This is a genomic window from Pseudomonas sp. CIP-10, from assembly GCF_020911845.1.
Taxonomy (GTDB): Bacteria; Pseudomonadota; Gammaproteobacteria; order Pseudomonadales; family Pseudomonadaceae; genus Aquipseudomonas; species Aquipseudomonas alloputida.
This window is the reverse complement of the sequence record NZ_CP087160.1, coordinates 3,829,059-3,845,336: the sequence shown is the minus strand read 5'-3', so window position 1 is coordinate 3,845,336 and position 16,278 is coordinate 3,829,059. Positions and strand designations below refer to the sequence as shown.

Here is a 16,278-nt window from a genome sequence, read left to right as displayed (position 1 = left end):
CAGGGGCTGTTCAGATCGGGTGATTACACCGGCATGCTTTGGTAAGGCAATTCATCCCCTGGGCTGCGTTCGAACTGGCGCTTGTATTCGCGGCTGAACTGCGAGGTGCTCTGATAGCCCACCCTGTGCGCAGCCTGTGCCACGCCCAGGCCTTCGCCAATCAGCATCTGCTGCGCCTTGAGCAGCCGCAAGCGCTTGAGGTACTGCATCGGTGCCATGTCGGTGCAGCGCTTGAAGTGTTCATGGAAGGTCGAAACGCTCATGTTGGCCCGCGCGGCCAGTGCCTCCACGCTCAGCGGCTCGGCGTAGTGCTCGCGCAGGTGGGCGAGGGCGGCGCCGATGCGGGCGAAGTGCCCCTGTTGCTCCACCAGTGCCCGCAACACACCGGCCTGCGGGCCGCGCAGCGCGGTATACAGCACCTCGCGTACGCGCGCCGGGCCCAGTACCTTGGCGTCAAGCGGGTCCTGCAGGCAGTGCAGCAGCCGTTCCACACTTTCGCGCATTGGCGCATCCAGTGCTGCGGAGGTCATCGATTGCGGGGTTTGCGCCTGCACTTCAGCGTCCGGTGCCAAGCCCATGCTCTGCACCAACTCGCCCAGCACGCCACGGTCGATGCCCACCGCCACGCCCAGCAATGGCGCGTCAGGGGTGGCGAAGGTTTCGCACATGAACGGCACCGACAACGCCTGCACCAGGTAATGCCCGGCGCCGTACTCGAGGGTGCGCGGCCCCAGGCGCGCCAGTTTGCTGCCCTGGGCCAGGATCATGAGGCTGGGTTCGTAGATCTGTGGGCTGCTGGCCACATAGTGGTCCCAGCTCAGCACCTGCACCTGGGGCAGGAGGGTGGGCACGAAGCCCGGGCGCGTGGTGAGGCTGCGGATCAGTGAGCAGAGCGGCGCATTGGCATCGACGTGACGGGTCAGTTGCATGGTGGACCAAGGGCAGAGAATCAGACAGCTTGATCATCGCAGATTGAAGGCGTGGCGCCAGCTATAGCTTGGCATCTTCGTAGAATCAGGCATGCATGCCGGAGAATCAGCCGTGGGCGAGGCGGCGAACGACGCGCAAAATGCGTCGCCTGAATCGTTTCACTTCACTGCGAGGCCCTGCATGTATACCGCCATCGGTTATGCCGCTCAAACCCCCACCAGCCCCCTGGCCCCCATGACGTTCCAACGCCGCAGCCCGCGCCCGGATGACGTCGCCATCGACATCCTGTACTGCGGCGTGTGCCACTCCGACATCCACCAGGCGCGCAACGAATGGGGCATTGCCGTGTACCCGCTGATGCCGGGCCACGAGATCATCGGCCGGGTCACGGCGGTGGGCGACAACGTCACCACGCACAAGGTCGGTGACCTGGTGGGCGTCGGCTGCATGGTCGACTCGTGCCGTACCTGTGAAGCCTGCGCCAAGGACCTGGAACAGTATTGCCTCGAAGGCCCGACCATGACCTACGCCACCCCGGACCGGGTCGATGGCAGCAACACCATGGGGGGGTATTCCAGCAGCATCGTGGTCAGCGAGCACTTCGTGGTGCGCATACCGGCCGGCATGGACCTGCCCAGCGCTGCACCTATCCTGTGTGCCGGCATCACCACCTATTCGCCGCTCAAGCACCACGGCGTTGGCCCGGGCCACAAGATCGGCATCCTCGGCATGGGCGGCCTGGGCCACATGGGCATCAAACTGGCCAAGGCCCTGGGTGCGGAAGTGACCCTGTTCACGCGCTCTCAGGCCAAGGCCGAGGAAGCGCGCCGCCAAGGGGCCGACCATGTGATCGTCTCCACCGATGCCGAGCAGATGCGCGCCGCTGCTGGCCGTTTCGATTTCCTGCTCGACACCATTCCGGTGCAGCACGACCTCAACCCGTACCTGGAAACGCTGAAGTTCGACGGTGTGCACATCCTGGTTGGCCTGATCGAACCGATCGACCCGGCATTGCATGCGGCCAACCTGGTGATGAAGCGCCGGGTGCTGGCGGGGTCGTTGATCGGGGGGATTGCCGAGACTCAGGAAGTACTGAACTTCTGCGCCGAGCACGGCATCCGTTGCGATATCGAGATGCTGGATATCCGCAACATCAACCAGGCCTATGAGCGGATGATTGCCGGGGATGTGAAGTACCGGTTCGTGATCGACATGGCCACGTTACAGGGCTGATGGGTCGGTTGCCTGTACGGGCCTCTTCGCGGGCAAGCCCGCTCCTACACAGGAGCGGGCTTGCCCGAGGTCGGGCCGGTACAGGCAGCAACGATGCAGCCGTTTTACCAGGCCATTGGCTTGTCCCAGCCCTTCCAGAACAACCATCGCCGCACCTCGCCGTGCGCCCCGGTACCGATCTGCCACTCGGGCCGCCCGCTATCCAGCGCAATCACCGAAATAACCCCCGCATGGCTCGCCGCCACCAGCGTTTGTCCGTCGGCGCTGATATCCATCGCACTGATGGTCGATCCCAGGTAATGCTGCCAATGCTCCTTACCCTCTTCGCCAAACGCCCGCAGGTAGCCATAGGCATCACCCACAATGTACTCGCCATCGCGCGCAACCCCCGCATACACCCTTGCGCCATCCTGCACCAGCGGGGTACGCGGGTCCTGGCTGTAGTAATCGGTATCCAGCCCGTGCAGGTTTGCCACCCTCACGGCCAGCGTGGCACCGCTGTAGAAATGGCAGGCATTGACGATCAACTGGTCACCCGCGCGGTTGAACAAGGCAAAGTGCGGGTATTCGCTGCCCGGGCCGATGTGCGCCAGCGGCTTGAGTCGTTCGTCCAGAACAAGGTGTCGGCTGCCTTGCTCACCCACGACGATCAGCCGGCCATCCGCCGACACCGCACCATGCTCCATGCTCAGCCCCAGGCTGATGTCGTCCGGGTCGGTGCCCTCGGCCAGCTCATCGAGCACCCGTGTCTGCTGTGGCAGCAGGCGAGTCGCACCTTGAGTGGCCAGCACGAAGATACCTTCGGCACTCACCAGCAGCACTCGCTGGCCATCGGGGAAGGGGATCAGCGCGGTCGGTGTGGGCGGCAGGTCGAACGGCTCGAACGGGTAGCCTGGCGGCAACCCCTCCAGCCCGGTAGGCCAGGCCAGGCGCTGCACTTGCGGGCCGCCCCAGCCATCGGTCACACGCACGCCCTCGGCATTGGCCAGGGCGAAATAGCGCCGCGCCGGGCAACGGCCAAAGTGTTCGATGCCGATGACCGGGGTTACCCCATGGTGATCGATACGCACCACCTGACCCTTGTCGTAAGGCATACCGATGCGGGCCAGCAGGCTGCCATCTTCCAGCAGCAGGACATGGCTGATGCCTTGGCCGTGGTCTTCGAGCAACGGTATCAAGGGGTGGTGTGCGGGTGGCCAGGCCTCGCGAAATGCCTGACGCTGCGGTTCGTCCATGCCAGGGCGGTTGGCTGCCTGCAGGGCTGCCAGCCAGGCGTCGAGCAGGTGTTCGGTGGCGGGTGCCTGCGGCTCTTCGAGGTTGTCCCAGCCGTGCGCACGGCCCTGCGCGACGTAGTCGTTGACGGCCTGGGCATAGGCGATGACTGCCTGCTGCCACTGCTGCTGGGGGTGCTGCTTGTCCATGAGCGGATCGGGCTCCTTGTTGCACGCGCGTTTCACACAAAGCGCGCATGGTACTCCTTCTGCCTGCCCTGCGGTTGTGAGGCCCCAGCTTGACGCGTACCATGCCGGGCATTCCTATCCATAACAAAACGTACGTTGGCACCCCTGCAAGCGGGTGGCTGGCGTGCGACCTGTTGCTTTGTCTGCGGAGAAGCGGTTTCCACCCATGAACGGACCCATACCCACACACCTGCCACCCACAACGGGCAGCGGCAGCTGGCTGAGCGTCATCGCCCTGGCCTTGGCGGCCTTCATTTTCAACACCACCGAGTTCGTCCCGGTGGCGCTGCTCAGTGACATTGGCCGCAGCTTCGACATGAGCACTGCCCAGGTCGGCCTGATGCTGACCATCTATGCCTGGATCGTGGCGCTGGCCTCGTTGCCCATGATGTTGCTGACCCGCAACATCGAACGGCGGCGTCTGCTGCTGTTCGTGTTCCTGGTGTTCATTGTCAGCCACTTGCTGTCGTGGCTTTCGCAGAGCTTCGCCATGCTGCTGGTCAGCCGTATCGGCATTGCCCTGGCGCATGCGGTGTTCTGGTCCATCACCGCCTCGCTGGCGGTGCGTGTGGCGCCGCCGGGCCAGCAGGCCAAGGCGCTGGGCCTGCTGGCCACCGGCACTACCCTGGCCATGGTCCTGGGCATCCCGCTGGGCCGTGTGGTGGGCGAGGCACTGGGCTGGCGCATCACGTTCCTGAGCATTGGCGGGGTAGCGCTAGCCACCATGCTGTGCCTGATGAAATCGCTGCCGCTGCTGCCCAGCCAGAACTCCGGTTCGTTGCGCAGCCTGCCGGTCCTGTTCAAGCGCCCGGCACTGGTCATTACCTACTTGTTGGTGACGCTGGTCATTACCGCGCAGTTCACGGCCTACAGCTATATCGAGCCGTTCGCCCTGCACGTAGCGCAGATCGGCGGCGACCGCACCACACTGTTGCTGCTGTTGTTCGGCGGTGCCGGGGTTTTTGGTTCGTTGTTGTTCAGCCGTTACAGCGACCGCTTCCCGCATGGCTTCCTGGTGGGTTCGATCGGGGTACTCGCCGCGTGCCTGTTGCTGATGTTGCCGCTGTCGGGCAACTTCTATGTGTTCGCAGTGCTGAGCATGTTCTGGGGCGTGGCAATTCTCAGCTTCAGCCTGGCGCTGCAGTCCAAGACCCTGAAGCTGGCGTCCGACGCCACCGATGTGGCCATGGCGCTGTTCTCGGGTATCTACAACATCGGTATTGGCGGTGGTGCGCTGCTGGGCAGTATCGTCAGCAGCCAGATGAATGTGGCGGATATCGGCCTGGTGGGCGGCAGCGTGGCAGTGGTCGGGCTGGTACTGGCCGTTGCCAGTACCCGGCGTTTTCGCGAGGCGTTGGCACGCTGAGCCGGGGCCGCTCAGGCCCCTTGCCGGTCAAGTAGAGACTCAGGCCAATACGGCAGCCCATGCCGATATCAACAGAACCCCCGCCAATACCTGGTTGAACACCCGCAACCGCCCCGGTGCCTGCAGCCACCGGGCGCTCCCCACCCCCAACACCGCCCAGGCGGCCATGCTCGGCAGAGCGATCAGCAAGAACACCAGCGCCAGCTGCCACACGGGCAACGACGGAGCGGCAAATACCCCGACCACCGCCACGGCCATCAACCAGACCTTGGGGTTCACCACCTGCAACGAGGCCGCACTGAGCGCACTGAAGCCTTGTGCCGTGGCCGCGTGGAGCGGGGCGGCGGCACTGCGCAGCATCTTCCACGCCAGGCTGCTCAGCCACAGCACCCCGGCCCAGCTCATCAGCTGTTGCGCCAAGGGGTAGCGCAGCAGCAGTTCGCCCAGCCCCAGCCCGACGAGCAGCACAATGGCTGCAGCCGCGCCACACGCCGCCACGATCGGCGCCAGGCTTGCGCGCAGGCCCCGACGGGCGCCATGGGCCAGGATCAACAGGTTGGTCGGCCCCGGGCTGATACTGGACACCAGGGCAAACAGAATGAAGGGCAACAGCGACTCAGACATGGTTCATGGGCTCCGTAACATCGAAGCACCATGCTCGCTGCCCGCCGGCACTCAGTCTGGAAGGTTTGAGCAGCGCCTGCGGTAGTCGGCCGGGGTCAACTGGTAGGCGCGGCGGAACCAGCGCCCCAGGTGGCTCTGGTCGGCAAAGCCCAACGCCACGGCCACTTCGGCCGGTGTCTGGCCTTGGGCAAGCAGGCGCCGCGCGCGGGCCAGGCGCAGCTGGATCAGGTAGGCATGGGGTGCAATGCCGAACGCCGCCTTGAACGCACGCGTCAGGCGAAAGCGGTCAATGCCGCAGGCCTGGGCCAGGTCCTCCAGGCCGATGTCGCGCTCCAGATTGGCATGCAGGAAGTCCCGGGCGCGCTGTGCGGTCAGCGGCAGGCGCGGGTCGGGGTTGATGCGGCGGCGCCAGTGCAGGTGGCGGGTCAGGCAGGCCAGCAGATCGTCCATGGCCGTTTGCCTGACGATGCGCAAGTCCTGGTCATGCACGGCCCTGAAGGCCAGGGCGGTGGCCCGTGCCAGGCGTTCGTCGTGGCACAGGGTGTCGGCGAAGCTGGGCAGGCTGTCGCCCGGCGCGTGCTCGTACAGCGCGCGCAGCTGTTGGTCGAGCCAGGCGGGCTCCAGGTACAGCGTCGAATAGGTGAAGCCTTCTTCGGTGGGCGCCAGGCCATCGTGGATGTCGCCAGGCTCAAGTAAAAATACCTGCCCCGGCGTGCTGCGGTGGCGCACCCGGCGGCAGTTGAACTGCTGCACGCCCTGTTCGGTCACGCCGACCAGGAAGCTGTCGTGCCAGTGGGGATCATAGGCATGGCCGACAAAATGCGCGCGGACCGACTCGATGCCGGTGTCGGCGTCTTGTTTGAAGTCGATCCAGTTGCTCATGGACGTGTACCGTGGGGTAAATGGCTACCTTAGCGCAACGCCCCCGGCTCAGTCTGGAACGATTGTGCAGCCGTTGGTCAGTGCCCGGGCGCGCAGGGCCTCGAAGCGTTCGCGTAGCCACAGGTGCAATTGCTTCACGGCCGGTGTGAGTTGTTTGCGATGAGGGCAGACCAAGGTCAGCGGGGTAGGCTCGCCGAGCAATTCGGGCAGGACCATTTCCAGTTCACCGGCCGCGATGTTGGCGCTGACATCCAGCCACGACTTGTAGACGATACCTTCCCCCTGGATGGCCAGGCGGCGGATGACGTCGGCATCGTCACTGACCAGCGGCCCACGCACCTGCACGGTGCGATTACCCAGCTGCCACTTGTCGTACACCCGGCTGTGCTGCATGTACAGCAGGCAGGCATGCTGCTGCAGTGCGTCGGGGGTAAGCGGGCGGCCGTGACGGGCCAGGTAGTCGGGCGAGGCCACCAGCACGCGGCGGTTCCATTCGGCCAGTGGCAGGGCGATGTAGTTGGCATCCTGGTTGAGGCCATAGCGGATGGCCACATCCACAGGGTCGCGGTTGAGGTCGGCCATCTGGTCGGACAGGAAGAAGCGCAGTTGCAATGCCGGGTGGTCGTGGCGGAAGGCGCTGAGCCAGGGCAACAACATGTTGCGGCCCATGTCGGAAGGCGCCGACACCTGCAGGGTGCCGCGCAGGCTATTGGGGTTGCCATGCAGATCTTCATGGCCCTGGCGCAGGCTTTCCAGCACATTCAGCGCGGTTGGCAGGTAGCGCTCGCCCTCGGCGGTCAGGCGCAGGCTGCGGGTGGTGCGGGCGAACAGGCGTACATCCAGGTCGCGTTCCAGACGTTTGATCGCGGCAGCCACCTGGCCCGGCAGCAGGCCGGCTTCATGGGCGGCGGCAGTGAAGCTACCCAGCACGCTGCTGCGGGCAAACAGTTCGAGGTCGGTGATGCGCAGCATTTTCATTCCAGGGATGAAAGTGTTGTTACATTGTGCCGCTTTTTCTTTTTTGCTGGAAAGATAAGATGCCCGGCAAATCCACTGTTCATCCCGGAGTTGTCGCATGGATACCGTATCGCTGGCCAAGCGCCGTTACACCACCAAAGCTTACGATGCCTCACGCCGCATTCCCCAGGCCACCGTCGACGCCCTGCTCGAACAACTGCGTCACAGCCCGTCGTCGGTCAATTCCCAGCCCTGGCATTTCATCGTCGCCGACACGGCCGAAGGCAAGGCCCGCCTGGCCAAGAGCACTGCTGAGGGTTATGCCTACAACACGCAGAAGCTTCTCGATGCCTCGCATGTGATCGTGTTCTGCACCCGTACCGAAATGACTGAAGAACACCTGAACGCCGTGCTCGATCAAGAGGCTGCCGATGGCCGTTTCCGTGATGAGCAAGCGCGCGCCGGGCAAAACCAGAGCCGCCGGCACTACGTCAACCTGCACCGCTTCGACCAGAAGGATGTGCAGCACTGGATGGAAAAGCAGACCTACCTGGCGTTGGGAACTGCCTTGCTGGGTGCAGCGGCGCATGGGCTGGATGCCACGCCGATCGAGGGCTTCGACAGCAAGGTCCTCGATGCCGAACTGGGTTTGCGTGAGCGTGGCTTTACCAGTGTGGTGATCCTGAGCCTGGGTTACCGCAGTGAGGCGGACTTCAATGCCGGGCTGAGCAAGTCGCGGTTGCCGGCATCGCAAGTGTTCACCTTCCTGTGAGGTTTCCGGGGCCGCTGTGCGGCCCTGGCAACGCTGGCAGTTAATCTGGCAAAGCCCTGACGTCGACCGCCCGATCAGGCAAACTGGCAATGACCCGGCATATACCGCATACTTATCGGCAAATGCCGAAAAGGAGCCTGCCATGCTTGCCGAAGTGCTTCGCGACAACGGTTACCACGAGTACCGGGCGCGCTTGCAGGCGCTGCTGGACATTCCCGAGCTTGCCAGTGACTTCGAGATTCACACCCGCATCACCGATGGTTTTGCCGCCACCTGGTTGGTAAAGCTGACCGAACGCGGTGTGCTCACGCCGGTGGAGCGCGACCAGATCATCCCGCTGCGCACCCTCAAATCCCGTATCGAGCGCGACCAACCGCTGACCGTGGATGAGAGCGATCGGCTGTTCCGCTCGGCCCACATCACCGCCATGGCCGAGGCCGTGTTTGGTGAAGCGGGCAAGGCCAAACGCTGGCTTTCCAAGCCCAAGGAGCGTTTCTCGGGGCTGACGCCGATGCAGATGCTCACCACCCAGCAAGGCACCACGCAGGTCGAAGAAATGCTGCTGCAGATTGCCGAGGGCTATGGCCTGTGATTTTGTGGCGAATCAGCGCCTATGCAGACTTGAGTGGTACGGGGGGCTTGCGTGTAAGTGGCCGCTGGCACCAGGCGGGGCGGCCGGTGGTGTATGCCGCCACCAGCCCTCCCGGGGCGATGCTGGAAGTGTTGGTGCACCTGGAGATCGACCCCGAGGATTTCCCGACCACCATGCGCTTGCTTCGCATCGAACTGCCCGACACGGTTTCCCAGGCGCAGTTGCCCGCTTTGCAGCCTGGCTGGTCTGCTCAGCCTGAGTTGACCCGTACGCTGGGCAATCGCTTTCTGGATGACGGTTCGGCATTGCTGCTGCCGGTGCCAAGCGCGATCATGCCCAGCACCACCAATTACCTGTTCAACCCACGGCACCCGCAGGCGCAGAGCGCGAAAATCCAGGTTGAGGATTTCACCCCGGACAGCCGCCTGTTCTAGCCTCTGTACGAAAAGTCTTGAGACGCAGGTCAGGCAAGGCGAAAACAGCCGAGGTGGTCACCACAGTGCGGCCGATGCTGTCGTCAGCACTCGGCCAAACACTTCGAGCGCCTTGTCCACGTCAGCCTCGGTGCTGAAACGGCCGATGCTCAAACGCACACTGTTGCGAGCCTGACGCTCATCCAGCCCCAGTGCCAGCAGCACATGCGAGGCAGCGTTGCTCGCCGAGTTGCAGGCCGAGGTGGTCGACAAGGCCAGTTCGCCGGCCAGTGCCGCACTGTTGAAGCCTTTGCTGTCGATGCACAGGTTCAAGGTATGGGGAATGCGTTGCTTGGCGCAGCCGTTCAGGGTAACGCCGGGCATGGCCAGCAGGCCTGTGCGCAGGCGTCTTGCCAGTTGCTCGAGGCGCTGGTGCTCGCTGTCGCCAGGTTGGCCGGCCAAGGCAAAGGCGCTGCCCATGCCCGCTATCTGATGGGTCGCCAGGGTGCCGGAACGCAGGCCCTGCTCATGGCCGCCGCCGTGCATCTGCGCACGCATCAGCACGCGGGCGCGCGGCCCGACATACAGCGCACCGATGCCTTTTGGCCCGTAGACCTTGTGCGCCGAAAAAGACATCAGGTCCACGGCCATCGTATGCAGGTCGATCGCCAGCTTGCCCACGGCCTGCGCGGCATCCACGTGCAGAAGGGCACCGTGGGCACGCACCTGCTCGCCGATCGCGGCAAAATCGGTGACCGTGCCCAGTTCGTTGTTGACCGCCATCAGCGACACCAGGCGGGTGTCAGCGCGCAACGCAGCCTGCACGCTTGCGGGCTGGATCAGGCCGTCGGCATCCGCTGCCAGGCGTGTAACGGCCCAGCCCTGGCGCTCCAGTTCGGCCACGGTGTCGAGCACGGCCTTGTGTTCCAGCAGGCTGGTGATCAGGTGCCCGGGCTGGCCGATGCCTTGGGCAATACCCTTGAGCGCCAGGTTGTTGGACTCGGTCGCACCCGACGTCCATACCAGATGCTCGGCGTGCGCGCCGACGCACTCGGCGACTTGCTGGCGCGCTTGGTCCACGGCGTGACGTGCAGCCTGGCCGAAGGCGTGGCCGCTGGACGCCGGGTTGCCGAAGTTGGCCTGGTTACCCAGGCAGGCGAGCATGGTTTCGATAACCCGGTCGTCGACTGGGGTAGTGGCGGCGTAATCGAAGTAGAGTGGGGCGCTAGGCATTGAGGGCGGGTCCGTGTCAGTGGCCGTGAAATCGGCAATCATTGACGTAAGCGTACCTGCCAGCAGCGGTATTTTTTTCGTTTCCCTCAGGTCGATTCGCGATTATTTTAGAAAAAAATTCTCTATCGAAGATCTTTCATGGGATTTTCTACTTTGCCTGATGAGGGCCATGAGGGGTCCCTCGCCGGCACCGTCAGGGCTCCAGAGCCTTCTCTTCCTCTGCAACCACGCGCTCGCACAATTCCGTGATCTGCTCGCGCATCCAGCGGTTGGCCGGGTCCTGGTCGGTGCTTTCATGCCAGTACAGGTGCGTTTCCAGCGCAGGGACCTCCACCGGCAGCGCCTGATAACGCAACTGATGGCGACGGGCGAAGCGCTCGGGGACCGTCATCGCCATGTCGGTCTGCTGCAACACCTGCGACGCCATCAGGTAGTGTTGCGAACGCAGGGCGACCTTGCGTTGAACACCCATCTTGCCCAGCGCCAGGTCGACGTAACCCAGGCCGTTGCGGCGGCTGGAGATATGGATGTGGGTCATGCCCAGGTAGCTGTCGAGGGTCAGCTTGCTGTCGGCCAGCGGGTGACCTTGGCGCAGGGCGCAGACATAGCGGTCTTGCATCAGTTTGATATGGCGCACCTGCGGGTCGGTGTTCAGTGGCGCGTCGATGGCAAAGTCCAGGCGGCCGGCCGCGAGTTCCTTGGTGGTCTCGCGGCGCTTGCACAGGAAGCTTTCGATCACGACTGCCGGCGCCAGACGGCGCAGGCGCTGGAACAGCGGCGGCAAGATGACCGCCTCGGTCAGGTCGGTCATGCTGATGCGGAAGGTCTTGTTGGCCTGCTGCGGGTTGAAAATGCGGCTTTCCTGCACCGAGGTCCGCAGCAGCGCCAGCGCGTTGCGCACAGGGCCGATGATGTTCTGCGCCATGGGGGTGGGCACCATGCCTTGCGCGGTACGCACGAACAGCGGGTCATTGAAGGTTTCGCGCAGGCGCGACAGGGCATTGGACACTGCCGGCTGGGTAATGCCGACAATCTGCCCGGCGCGGGTCAGGTTGGCTTCGGTGTAGATCGCATCGAACACGATGAACAGGTTGAGGTCGACCTTGCTAAGGTTCATGGGCGCCGCTCTTTGTTGGAATTATCGGCCGATCATATATCGGTTATGAATGTTTATACACGCGGAAAATAGACTAGGTGGATGGAGCAATGCTGCTCTAGGCTCTGGCCCAAGTACTCCGAACTGTGAAGGTAGCCCAGATGGATTTCGCCTATTCGCCCAAGGTCCAGGCACTGCGCGAGCGTGTCACTGCGTTCATGGACGCTTATGTCTACCCCGCCGAAGCCGTGTTCGAGCGCCAGGTCGCCGAGGGTGACCGCTGGCAGCCCACTGCAATCATGGAGGCGCTCAAGGCCAAGGCCCGCGCCGAAGGGTTGTGGAACCTGTTCCTGCCAGAGTCGGAATACGGCGCCGGCCTGAGCAACCTGGAGTACGCACCGCTGGCAGAGATCATGGGCCGCTCGTTGCTCGGGCCGGAGCCGTTCAACTGCTCGGCGCCGGACACTGGCAACATGGAAGTGCTGGTGCGCTACGGCAGCGAGGCGCAAAAACGCCAGTGGCTGGAGCCGCTGCTGCGTGGCGAGATCCGGTCGGCGTTTGCCATGACCGAACCGGACGTGGCCTCCTCGGACGCCACCAACATGGCTGCTACCGCCATACGGGACGGTGACGAGTGGGTGATCAACGGCCGCAAGTGGTGGACTTCCGGCGCCTGCGACCCGCGCTGCAAGGTCATGATCTTCATGGGCCTGTCCGACCCTGAAGGGCCACGCCACCAGCAGCATTCCATGGTGCTGGTGCCGACCGACACGCCAGGCGTGAAGATCGTCCGCCCGCTGCCGGTGTTCGGTTATGACGATGCGCCCCATGGTCATGCCGAAGTCCTTTTCGATCATGTGCGGGTGCCGTACGAAAACGTGATCCTTGGCGAAGGCCGCGGCTTCGAAATTGCCCAGGGCCGCCTGGGTCCAGGGCGTATCCACCACTGCATGCGCTCGATCGGCATGGCCGAGCGCGCACTGGAGCTGATGTGCAAGCGCTCGGTGGAGCGTACTGCTTTTGGTCGGCCACTGGCACGCCTGGGCGGCAACGTCGACAAGATCGCCGACTCGCGCATGGAAATCGACATGGCCCGGCTGCTGACGCTCAAAGCGGCCTACATGATGGACACCGTCGGCAACAAGGTGGCCCGTAGCGAGATCGCCCAGATCAAGGTGGTGGCGCCGAACGTGGCCTTGAACGTGATTGACCGGGCTATCCAGATACATGGCGGGGCAGGGGTAAGCGGCGATTTCCCGCTGGCCTACATGTATGCCATGCAGCGCACCCTGCGCCTGGCTGACGGGCCGGATGAAGTGCACAGGGCGGCGATTGGCAAATACGAGATTGGCAAGTATGTGCCGGTGGAGATGTTGCGTAGCGGGCGGTGAACGCGTCAGCCTGCGCCGGCCCATTCGCGATTAAACCCGCGCCTGCAGTGATTGCGCAAAGTCCTGCAACTTGTAGGACGTATCTGAATTTTGGCTGAGGCCACTTGAATCTCCCTTGCTGGTGATAGGTTTCCAACCTGAATCAAGTACAGGGAGTTCATATCTGCGCGTCAATCTAGAGGGGAAAGGTCAGGCGGTAGACGGCGATGTCACCACAACGGGTGCTGTCTGTATTGCGACGGGGGCCGGCTATCTAGACGAAGGCCGAATGGTGCTCCGTGAAGGCGACCACACCACGCCATGCCCTCTTTGTGGGCAGGCGGGAACTGTCGCCGAAGGTGTGGATCACTTTATTTCAGATGGCCAGCGGGTGGCTATGGATGGTGCGTTGGTTGTCTGTGGCTGTTCGCCGGGCACCAACCGGGTAGTCGCGCCCTTGTATGAGGCTCCGCCGTCCATGCACTCCATTGCAGGGCGTGCCAATACCCACGCTGCCGAGCTGTCACCCACCTTCAACCCCGAGCGCTTCTCCCAACCGGTAATAGGTGCACTGCCTGGTTCGCTGGAGCCTGGCTTCTACGTGGTTCCACGACGCATGTCGTTTCCCCAGATACTGCTTCAACTGGCCGGTCACGATTCCACGTTGCCGATCTCACGGTTACAGCGGCTCAACCCCACGTATGCGCAAGGGTTCAAAGCTGGGGAAATCTTCGTTATCGGTGATCCTGACAATGGAAATGCCTGCACGCGCGAAGAGGGAGAGCTTATGGCGGCTGCGCAGCATGCGCGGCGTGCGCTGGAGGCACTCGACTACGTCGAAGCGGATTTCATGATGCAGCACCAGGCCGAAATCGCCGGCTTGCTCAGCAACGCCAGTCTGTCCATGGGCGTGGGCAAGGACATGCTGGATCAAGGCTTGAAACAAGTAAGCAATACCTTGACCAGCATCGAGCAATTGCACCAGCGTGAGTTCATGCACCATGGCCATTTGAATAGTCCGGGTTTCTTCGCCGAGCGCAGGCGGTTGTTGCAGCAACTGGATGGCCAGTTGAAAGCGGCGTTGCTTAATAAGCAACTGAATCTGGGGAGCTATGAGCGGCTGAAGAAGAGCTTGAATATCTCTACCAAGAGCCTGGTGCACCATTGGTCGAAAGCGGGCGGACCGGGGCAGATTCCGGGGTATGCGACACATCTTGAGAAGGTGGCGCGGTTAAGTAAGTACCTTCAATACGGAGGGTATGCAGCGATTGGGCTGGGCGGGACCTCGTCTTATCTGAAAGTAAAAGAAGTCTGTCGGGCCGGGGAGACTCGTGCTTGTCGAAAGGTTCGGTTTACTGAAGCGGGAAATTTTGTAGGGGGTCTAACGGGAGGGTTGGTAGGCGCCTCTGGTGGAGGTGCTGCAGCAGCTGCGTTATGCGGTATTTTTGCGGTGGGTACCGGTGGGTTTGGTGCAGTGTGCGGGATTGCGATCGTTGGCGCCGCCTCTTCTGCAGGCGCTATTGGTATTGGCGCCCTCGGAGAGCGGACCGGTGAACTCCTTCATGAGGTGACTGATGATTGACTTTGACAATTGGTCCCCATTGTTGCAAATAGGATTCCTGATTGCGCCTTTCGTCCTGGGCCTTGCGGGGATCGCTATCAATGTGAAAATTGCTTTGTCGAGTGATTTTGATGTCGCCCTTTCAGCGATCACGAGCAACCCCTATCTTGAGCAGATGAAACCCGTATGGGTCGGACGAAACCTAAGGCATCGATGCCTACTGATGAGTACAGTAAGCGCTTTGGTCACATTCCCAAGGTTACATTTACGCCTCGGATGGTTGAACGAAGCGGAGCTTGACAATTTTCCCCCAAAGTTGAGGCGAGATATGGGAGCAGCCCTTTGGTTGATCTTGATTGCCTCACTTTGGGGAGCGGTTGGTTACTTCATCATCAAGCAATGATTGCAACTCAGACCCGTAACTGTGGGTCATTCCTTTTTTCTCCCGTTGTTTTCTTATCGTTAGCTGCTTTTTCTATCGTCTTGTCGTCTTTATTCAACGTCTGCCCCCGCGTCTTGATCAACGAAATCACCACCCCACCCAGCAACAACCCGAATGTCACGCCCAACGACAGGAGCGCCGGCACCTTGCCCACCATGCCGTGGTAGAAAATCTTGCAGCCAATGAAGATCAACACCAGCGCCAGTGCGTACTTGAGGTAGACGAACCGATGCATTAGCGCCGCCAGCGCGAAATACAGCGAGCGTAAGCCGAGGATGGCGAAGATGTTGGAGGTGTAGACGATGAACGGGTCCTGGGTGATGGCGAAGATCGCCGGCACGCTGTCGACGGCAAACACCAGGTCGGCCAGTTCGATCAGTACCAGTGCCAGAAACAGCGGGGTGGCATAACGCAGCGCCTTGCTGTGCCCGGCCGGGGTGTGGCGTACAAAGAAGTGCGAGCCATGGATCTGGTCGGTAACCCGCATGTGCCGCCGCACGAACTTGAGGATCGGGTTGTTGGCCAGGTCTGGGCGGCTGTCTTCCTTCGACAGCGCCATTTTCACCCCGGTAAACAGCAGGAAGGCACCGAAGATGTACAGCACCCAGGCAAAGTTCTGTACCAGCGCCGCGCCCACGCCGATCATGATGGCCCGCAGGAACACCACGCCCAGGATGCCCCAGAACAGCACGCGGTGCTGGTAGCGGCGGGGGATGGCGAAGTAGCTGAAGATCATCGCCATGACGAACACGTTGTCCATCGACAGCGACTGTTCGACCAGGAAACCGGTGTAGAACTCCAGTGCCGACTGCGCACCCAACTGGTACCAGACCCCCGCGCCGAATAGCACACCGACACTGAAATAGCCTGAATACAGCAGCAGGCTCTCGCGCATTTCAATTTCCCGGTCGTGGCGGTGCAGCACGCCCAGGTCGAGTACCAACAAACCGATGACGATGGCCATGAACACCAGCCACAACCAGGCGCTGGTACCGAGGACAGGTGTTGTGAGGAATGCTTGCAGAGCTGTCATGAGCCCCTCCTTGAATGTCGACGTTGCAAGGCAACAGTGATCCGACATGGCGGCTTGGCAGCCGTCAGAGGGGCCCGGTATCACATGGGCTTGAGCCTAGACCCGTTTGCCCGTGATGCCGAATGGGGAGCTGTTACATTTCTTTGCCAGTGCAGCGCTCAGGACCGCAATCCTTTGCTCAGCCCGTTCCCTTCTATTAAGTAACCTCGGTTATAGCCAAAACCAATCGAAAGCATGAGCTTTGCCAATGAGCCTTCAGCGGGATGATTAGTTAGGATTCTATCCATCAACTGATTCCAACCCCATGAAGGAGT

General features: G+C 62.3%; 16 protein-coding genes. 8 read left to right on the top strand and 8 right to left on the bottom strand.

All coding sequences use genetic code 11. From position 1 onward, the window contains the following. Window positions 1–23 precede the first annotated feature (23 nt). Complete coding sequence (locus LMH93_RS17400; RefSeq protein ID WP_003250509.1) at window positions 24–929, bottom strand: AraC family transcriptional regulator; 906 nt, start codon at window positions 927–929, stop codon at window positions 24–26. 181 nt (window positions 930–1,110) lie between these two features. Between LMH93_RS17400 and calA the strand changes: the two genes are divergently transcribed. Continuing rightward, the gene (calA, locus tag LMH93_RS17395) at window positions 1,111–2,163 is read left to right on the top strand and encodes a vanillin reductase (RefSeq protein ID WP_230064419.1); all 1,053 of its coding nucleotides are present in this window, start codon (window positions 1,111–1,113) and stop codon (window positions 2,161–2,163) included. 104 nt (window positions 2,164–2,267) lie between these two features. On the opposite strand, the gene LMH93_RS17390 is transcribed toward calA, so the two are convergent. Further along, on the bottom strand, window positions 2,268–3,584 hold the full coding sequence (locus tag LMH93_RS17390) for a hypothetical protein (protein WP_230064418.1): 1,317 nt from the start codon (window positions 3,582–3,584) through the stop codon (window positions 2,268–2,270). A gap of 205 nt (window positions 3,585–3,789) precedes the next feature. Between LMH93_RS17390 and LMH93_RS17385 the strand changes: the two genes are divergently transcribed. Then, window positions 3,790–4,989 carry a sugar transporter gene (locus LMH93_RS17385; RefSeq protein WP_014861778.1) on the top strand — a complete coding sequence of 400 codons (1,200 nt, stop codon included), beginning with the start codon at window positions 3,790–3,792 and terminating at the stop codon, window positions 4,987–4,989. 39 nt (window positions 4,990–5,028) lie between these two features. On the opposite strand, the gene LMH93_RS17380 is transcribed toward LMH93_RS17385, so the two are convergent. Genes LMH93_RS17380 through LMH93_RS17370 form a run of 3 tightly spaced genes read right to left on the bottom strand, consistent with a single transcriptional unit; the run spans window position 5,029 to window position 7,467 of the window. Next, window positions 5,029–5,613 carry a LysE family translocator gene (locus LMH93_RS17380; RefSeq protein WP_003250516.1) on the bottom strand — a complete coding sequence of 195 codons (585 nt, stop codon included), beginning with the start codon at window positions 5,611–5,613 and terminating at the stop codon, window positions 5,029–5,031. Between the two features lie 51 nt (window positions 5,614–5,664). Continuing rightward, entirely contained in the window at window positions 5,665–6,495 is an 831-nt protein-coding gene (locus LMH93_RS17375) for an AraC family transcriptional regulator (protein WP_003250518.1), read from the bottom strand. Window positions 6,496–6,543: 48 nt separating this feature from the next. Further along, window positions 6,544–7,467 (bottom strand): LysR family transcriptional regulator, encoded by a 924-nt coding sequence (locus LMH93_RS17370; RefSeq protein ID WP_004573727.1) that lies wholly within the window; start codon window positions 7,465–7,467, stop codon window positions 6,544–6,546. A gap of 103 nt (window positions 7,468–7,570) precedes the next feature. Here LMH93_RS17370 and LMH93_RS17365 point away from each other — a divergent pair, with 103 nt between their 5' ends. From LMH93_RS17365 to LMH93_RS17355, 3 genes are all read left to right on the top strand, one after another. Then, complete coding sequence (locus LMH93_RS17365) at window positions 7,571–8,224, top strand: oxygen-insensitive NAD(P)H-dependent nitroreductase NfsB (protein ID WP_004573726.1); 654 nt, start codon at window positions 7,571–7,573, stop codon at window positions 8,222–8,224. 142 nt (window positions 8,225–8,366) lie between these two features. Then, on the top strand, window positions 8,367–8,816 hold the full coding sequence (locus tag LMH93_RS17360; protein ID WP_003250525.1) for an antitoxin Xre/MbcA/ParS toxin-binding domain-containing protein: 450 nt from the start codon (window positions 8,367–8,369) through the stop codon (window positions 8,814–8,816). Beyond that, window positions 8,813–9,250 (top strand): RES family NAD+ phosphorylase, encoded by a 438-nt coding sequence (locus LMH93_RS17355; RefSeq protein ID WP_012052908.1) that lies wholly within the window; start codon window positions 8,813–8,815, stop codon window positions 9,248–9,250. The genes LMH93_RS17360 and LMH93_RS17355 overlap by 4 nt, the downstream gene beginning before the upstream one ends. A 57-nt stretch (window positions 9,251–9,307) precedes the next feature. Here LMH93_RS17355 and LMH93_RS17350 read toward each other — a convergent pair whose 3' ends face one another. Both LMH93_RS17350 and LMH93_RS17345 read right to left on the bottom strand, forming a co-directional pair. Continuing rightward, window positions 9,308–10,462 carry a cysteine desulfurase family protein gene (locus tag LMH93_RS17350; RefSeq protein ID WP_098091291.1) on the bottom strand — a complete coding sequence of 385 codons (1,155 nt, stop codon included), beginning with the start codon at window positions 10,460–10,462 and terminating at the stop codon, window positions 9,308–9,310. A 193-nt stretch (window positions 10,463–10,655) separates the two neighbouring features. Continuing rightward, the gene (locus LMH93_RS17345) at window positions 10,656–11,579 is read right to left on the bottom strand and encodes a LysR family transcriptional regulator (RefSeq protein ID WP_004573723.1); all 924 of its coding nucleotides are present in this window, start codon (window positions 11,577–11,579) and stop codon (window positions 10,656–10,658) included. Window positions 11,580–11,719: 140 nt separating this feature from the next. On the opposite strand from LMH93_RS17345, the gene LMH93_RS17340 reads away from it, so the two are divergent. The 3 genes from LMH93_RS17340 to LMH93_RS17330 all read left to right on the top strand — a co-directional run bounded on the left by LMH93_RS17340 (window position 11,720) and on the right by LMH93_RS17330 (window position 14,892). Continuing rightward, entirely contained in the window at window positions 11,720–12,949 is a 1,230-nt protein-coding gene (locus LMH93_RS17340; RefSeq protein WP_230064416.1) for an acyl-CoA dehydrogenase, read from the top strand. Window positions 12,950–13,112: 163 nt separating this feature from the next. Then, a complete protein-coding gene (locus LMH93_RS17335; protein WP_230065370.1) occupies window positions 13,113–14,510 on the top strand; it encodes a PAAR domain-containing protein in 1,398 nt (465 codons plus the stop codon). Beyond that, window positions 14,503–14,892, top strand: coding sequence for a hypothetical protein (locus tag LMH93_RS17330; RefSeq protein ID WP_230064415.1), 390 nt, complete (start codon window positions 14,503–14,505; stop codon window positions 14,890–14,892). Before LMH93_RS17335 ends, LMH93_RS17330 begins: the two co-directional genes overlap by 8 nt. Before the next feature lie 7 nt (window positions 14,893–14,899). On the opposite strand, the gene LMH93_RS17325 is transcribed toward LMH93_RS17330, so the two are convergent. Then, the gene (locus LMH93_RS17325; protein WP_004573717.1) at window positions 14,900–15,964 is read right to left on the bottom strand and encodes a TerC family protein; all 1,065 of its coding nucleotides are present in this window, start codon (window positions 15,962–15,964) and stop codon (window positions 14,900–14,902) included. Window positions 15,965–16,278: the final 314 nt, after the last annotated feature.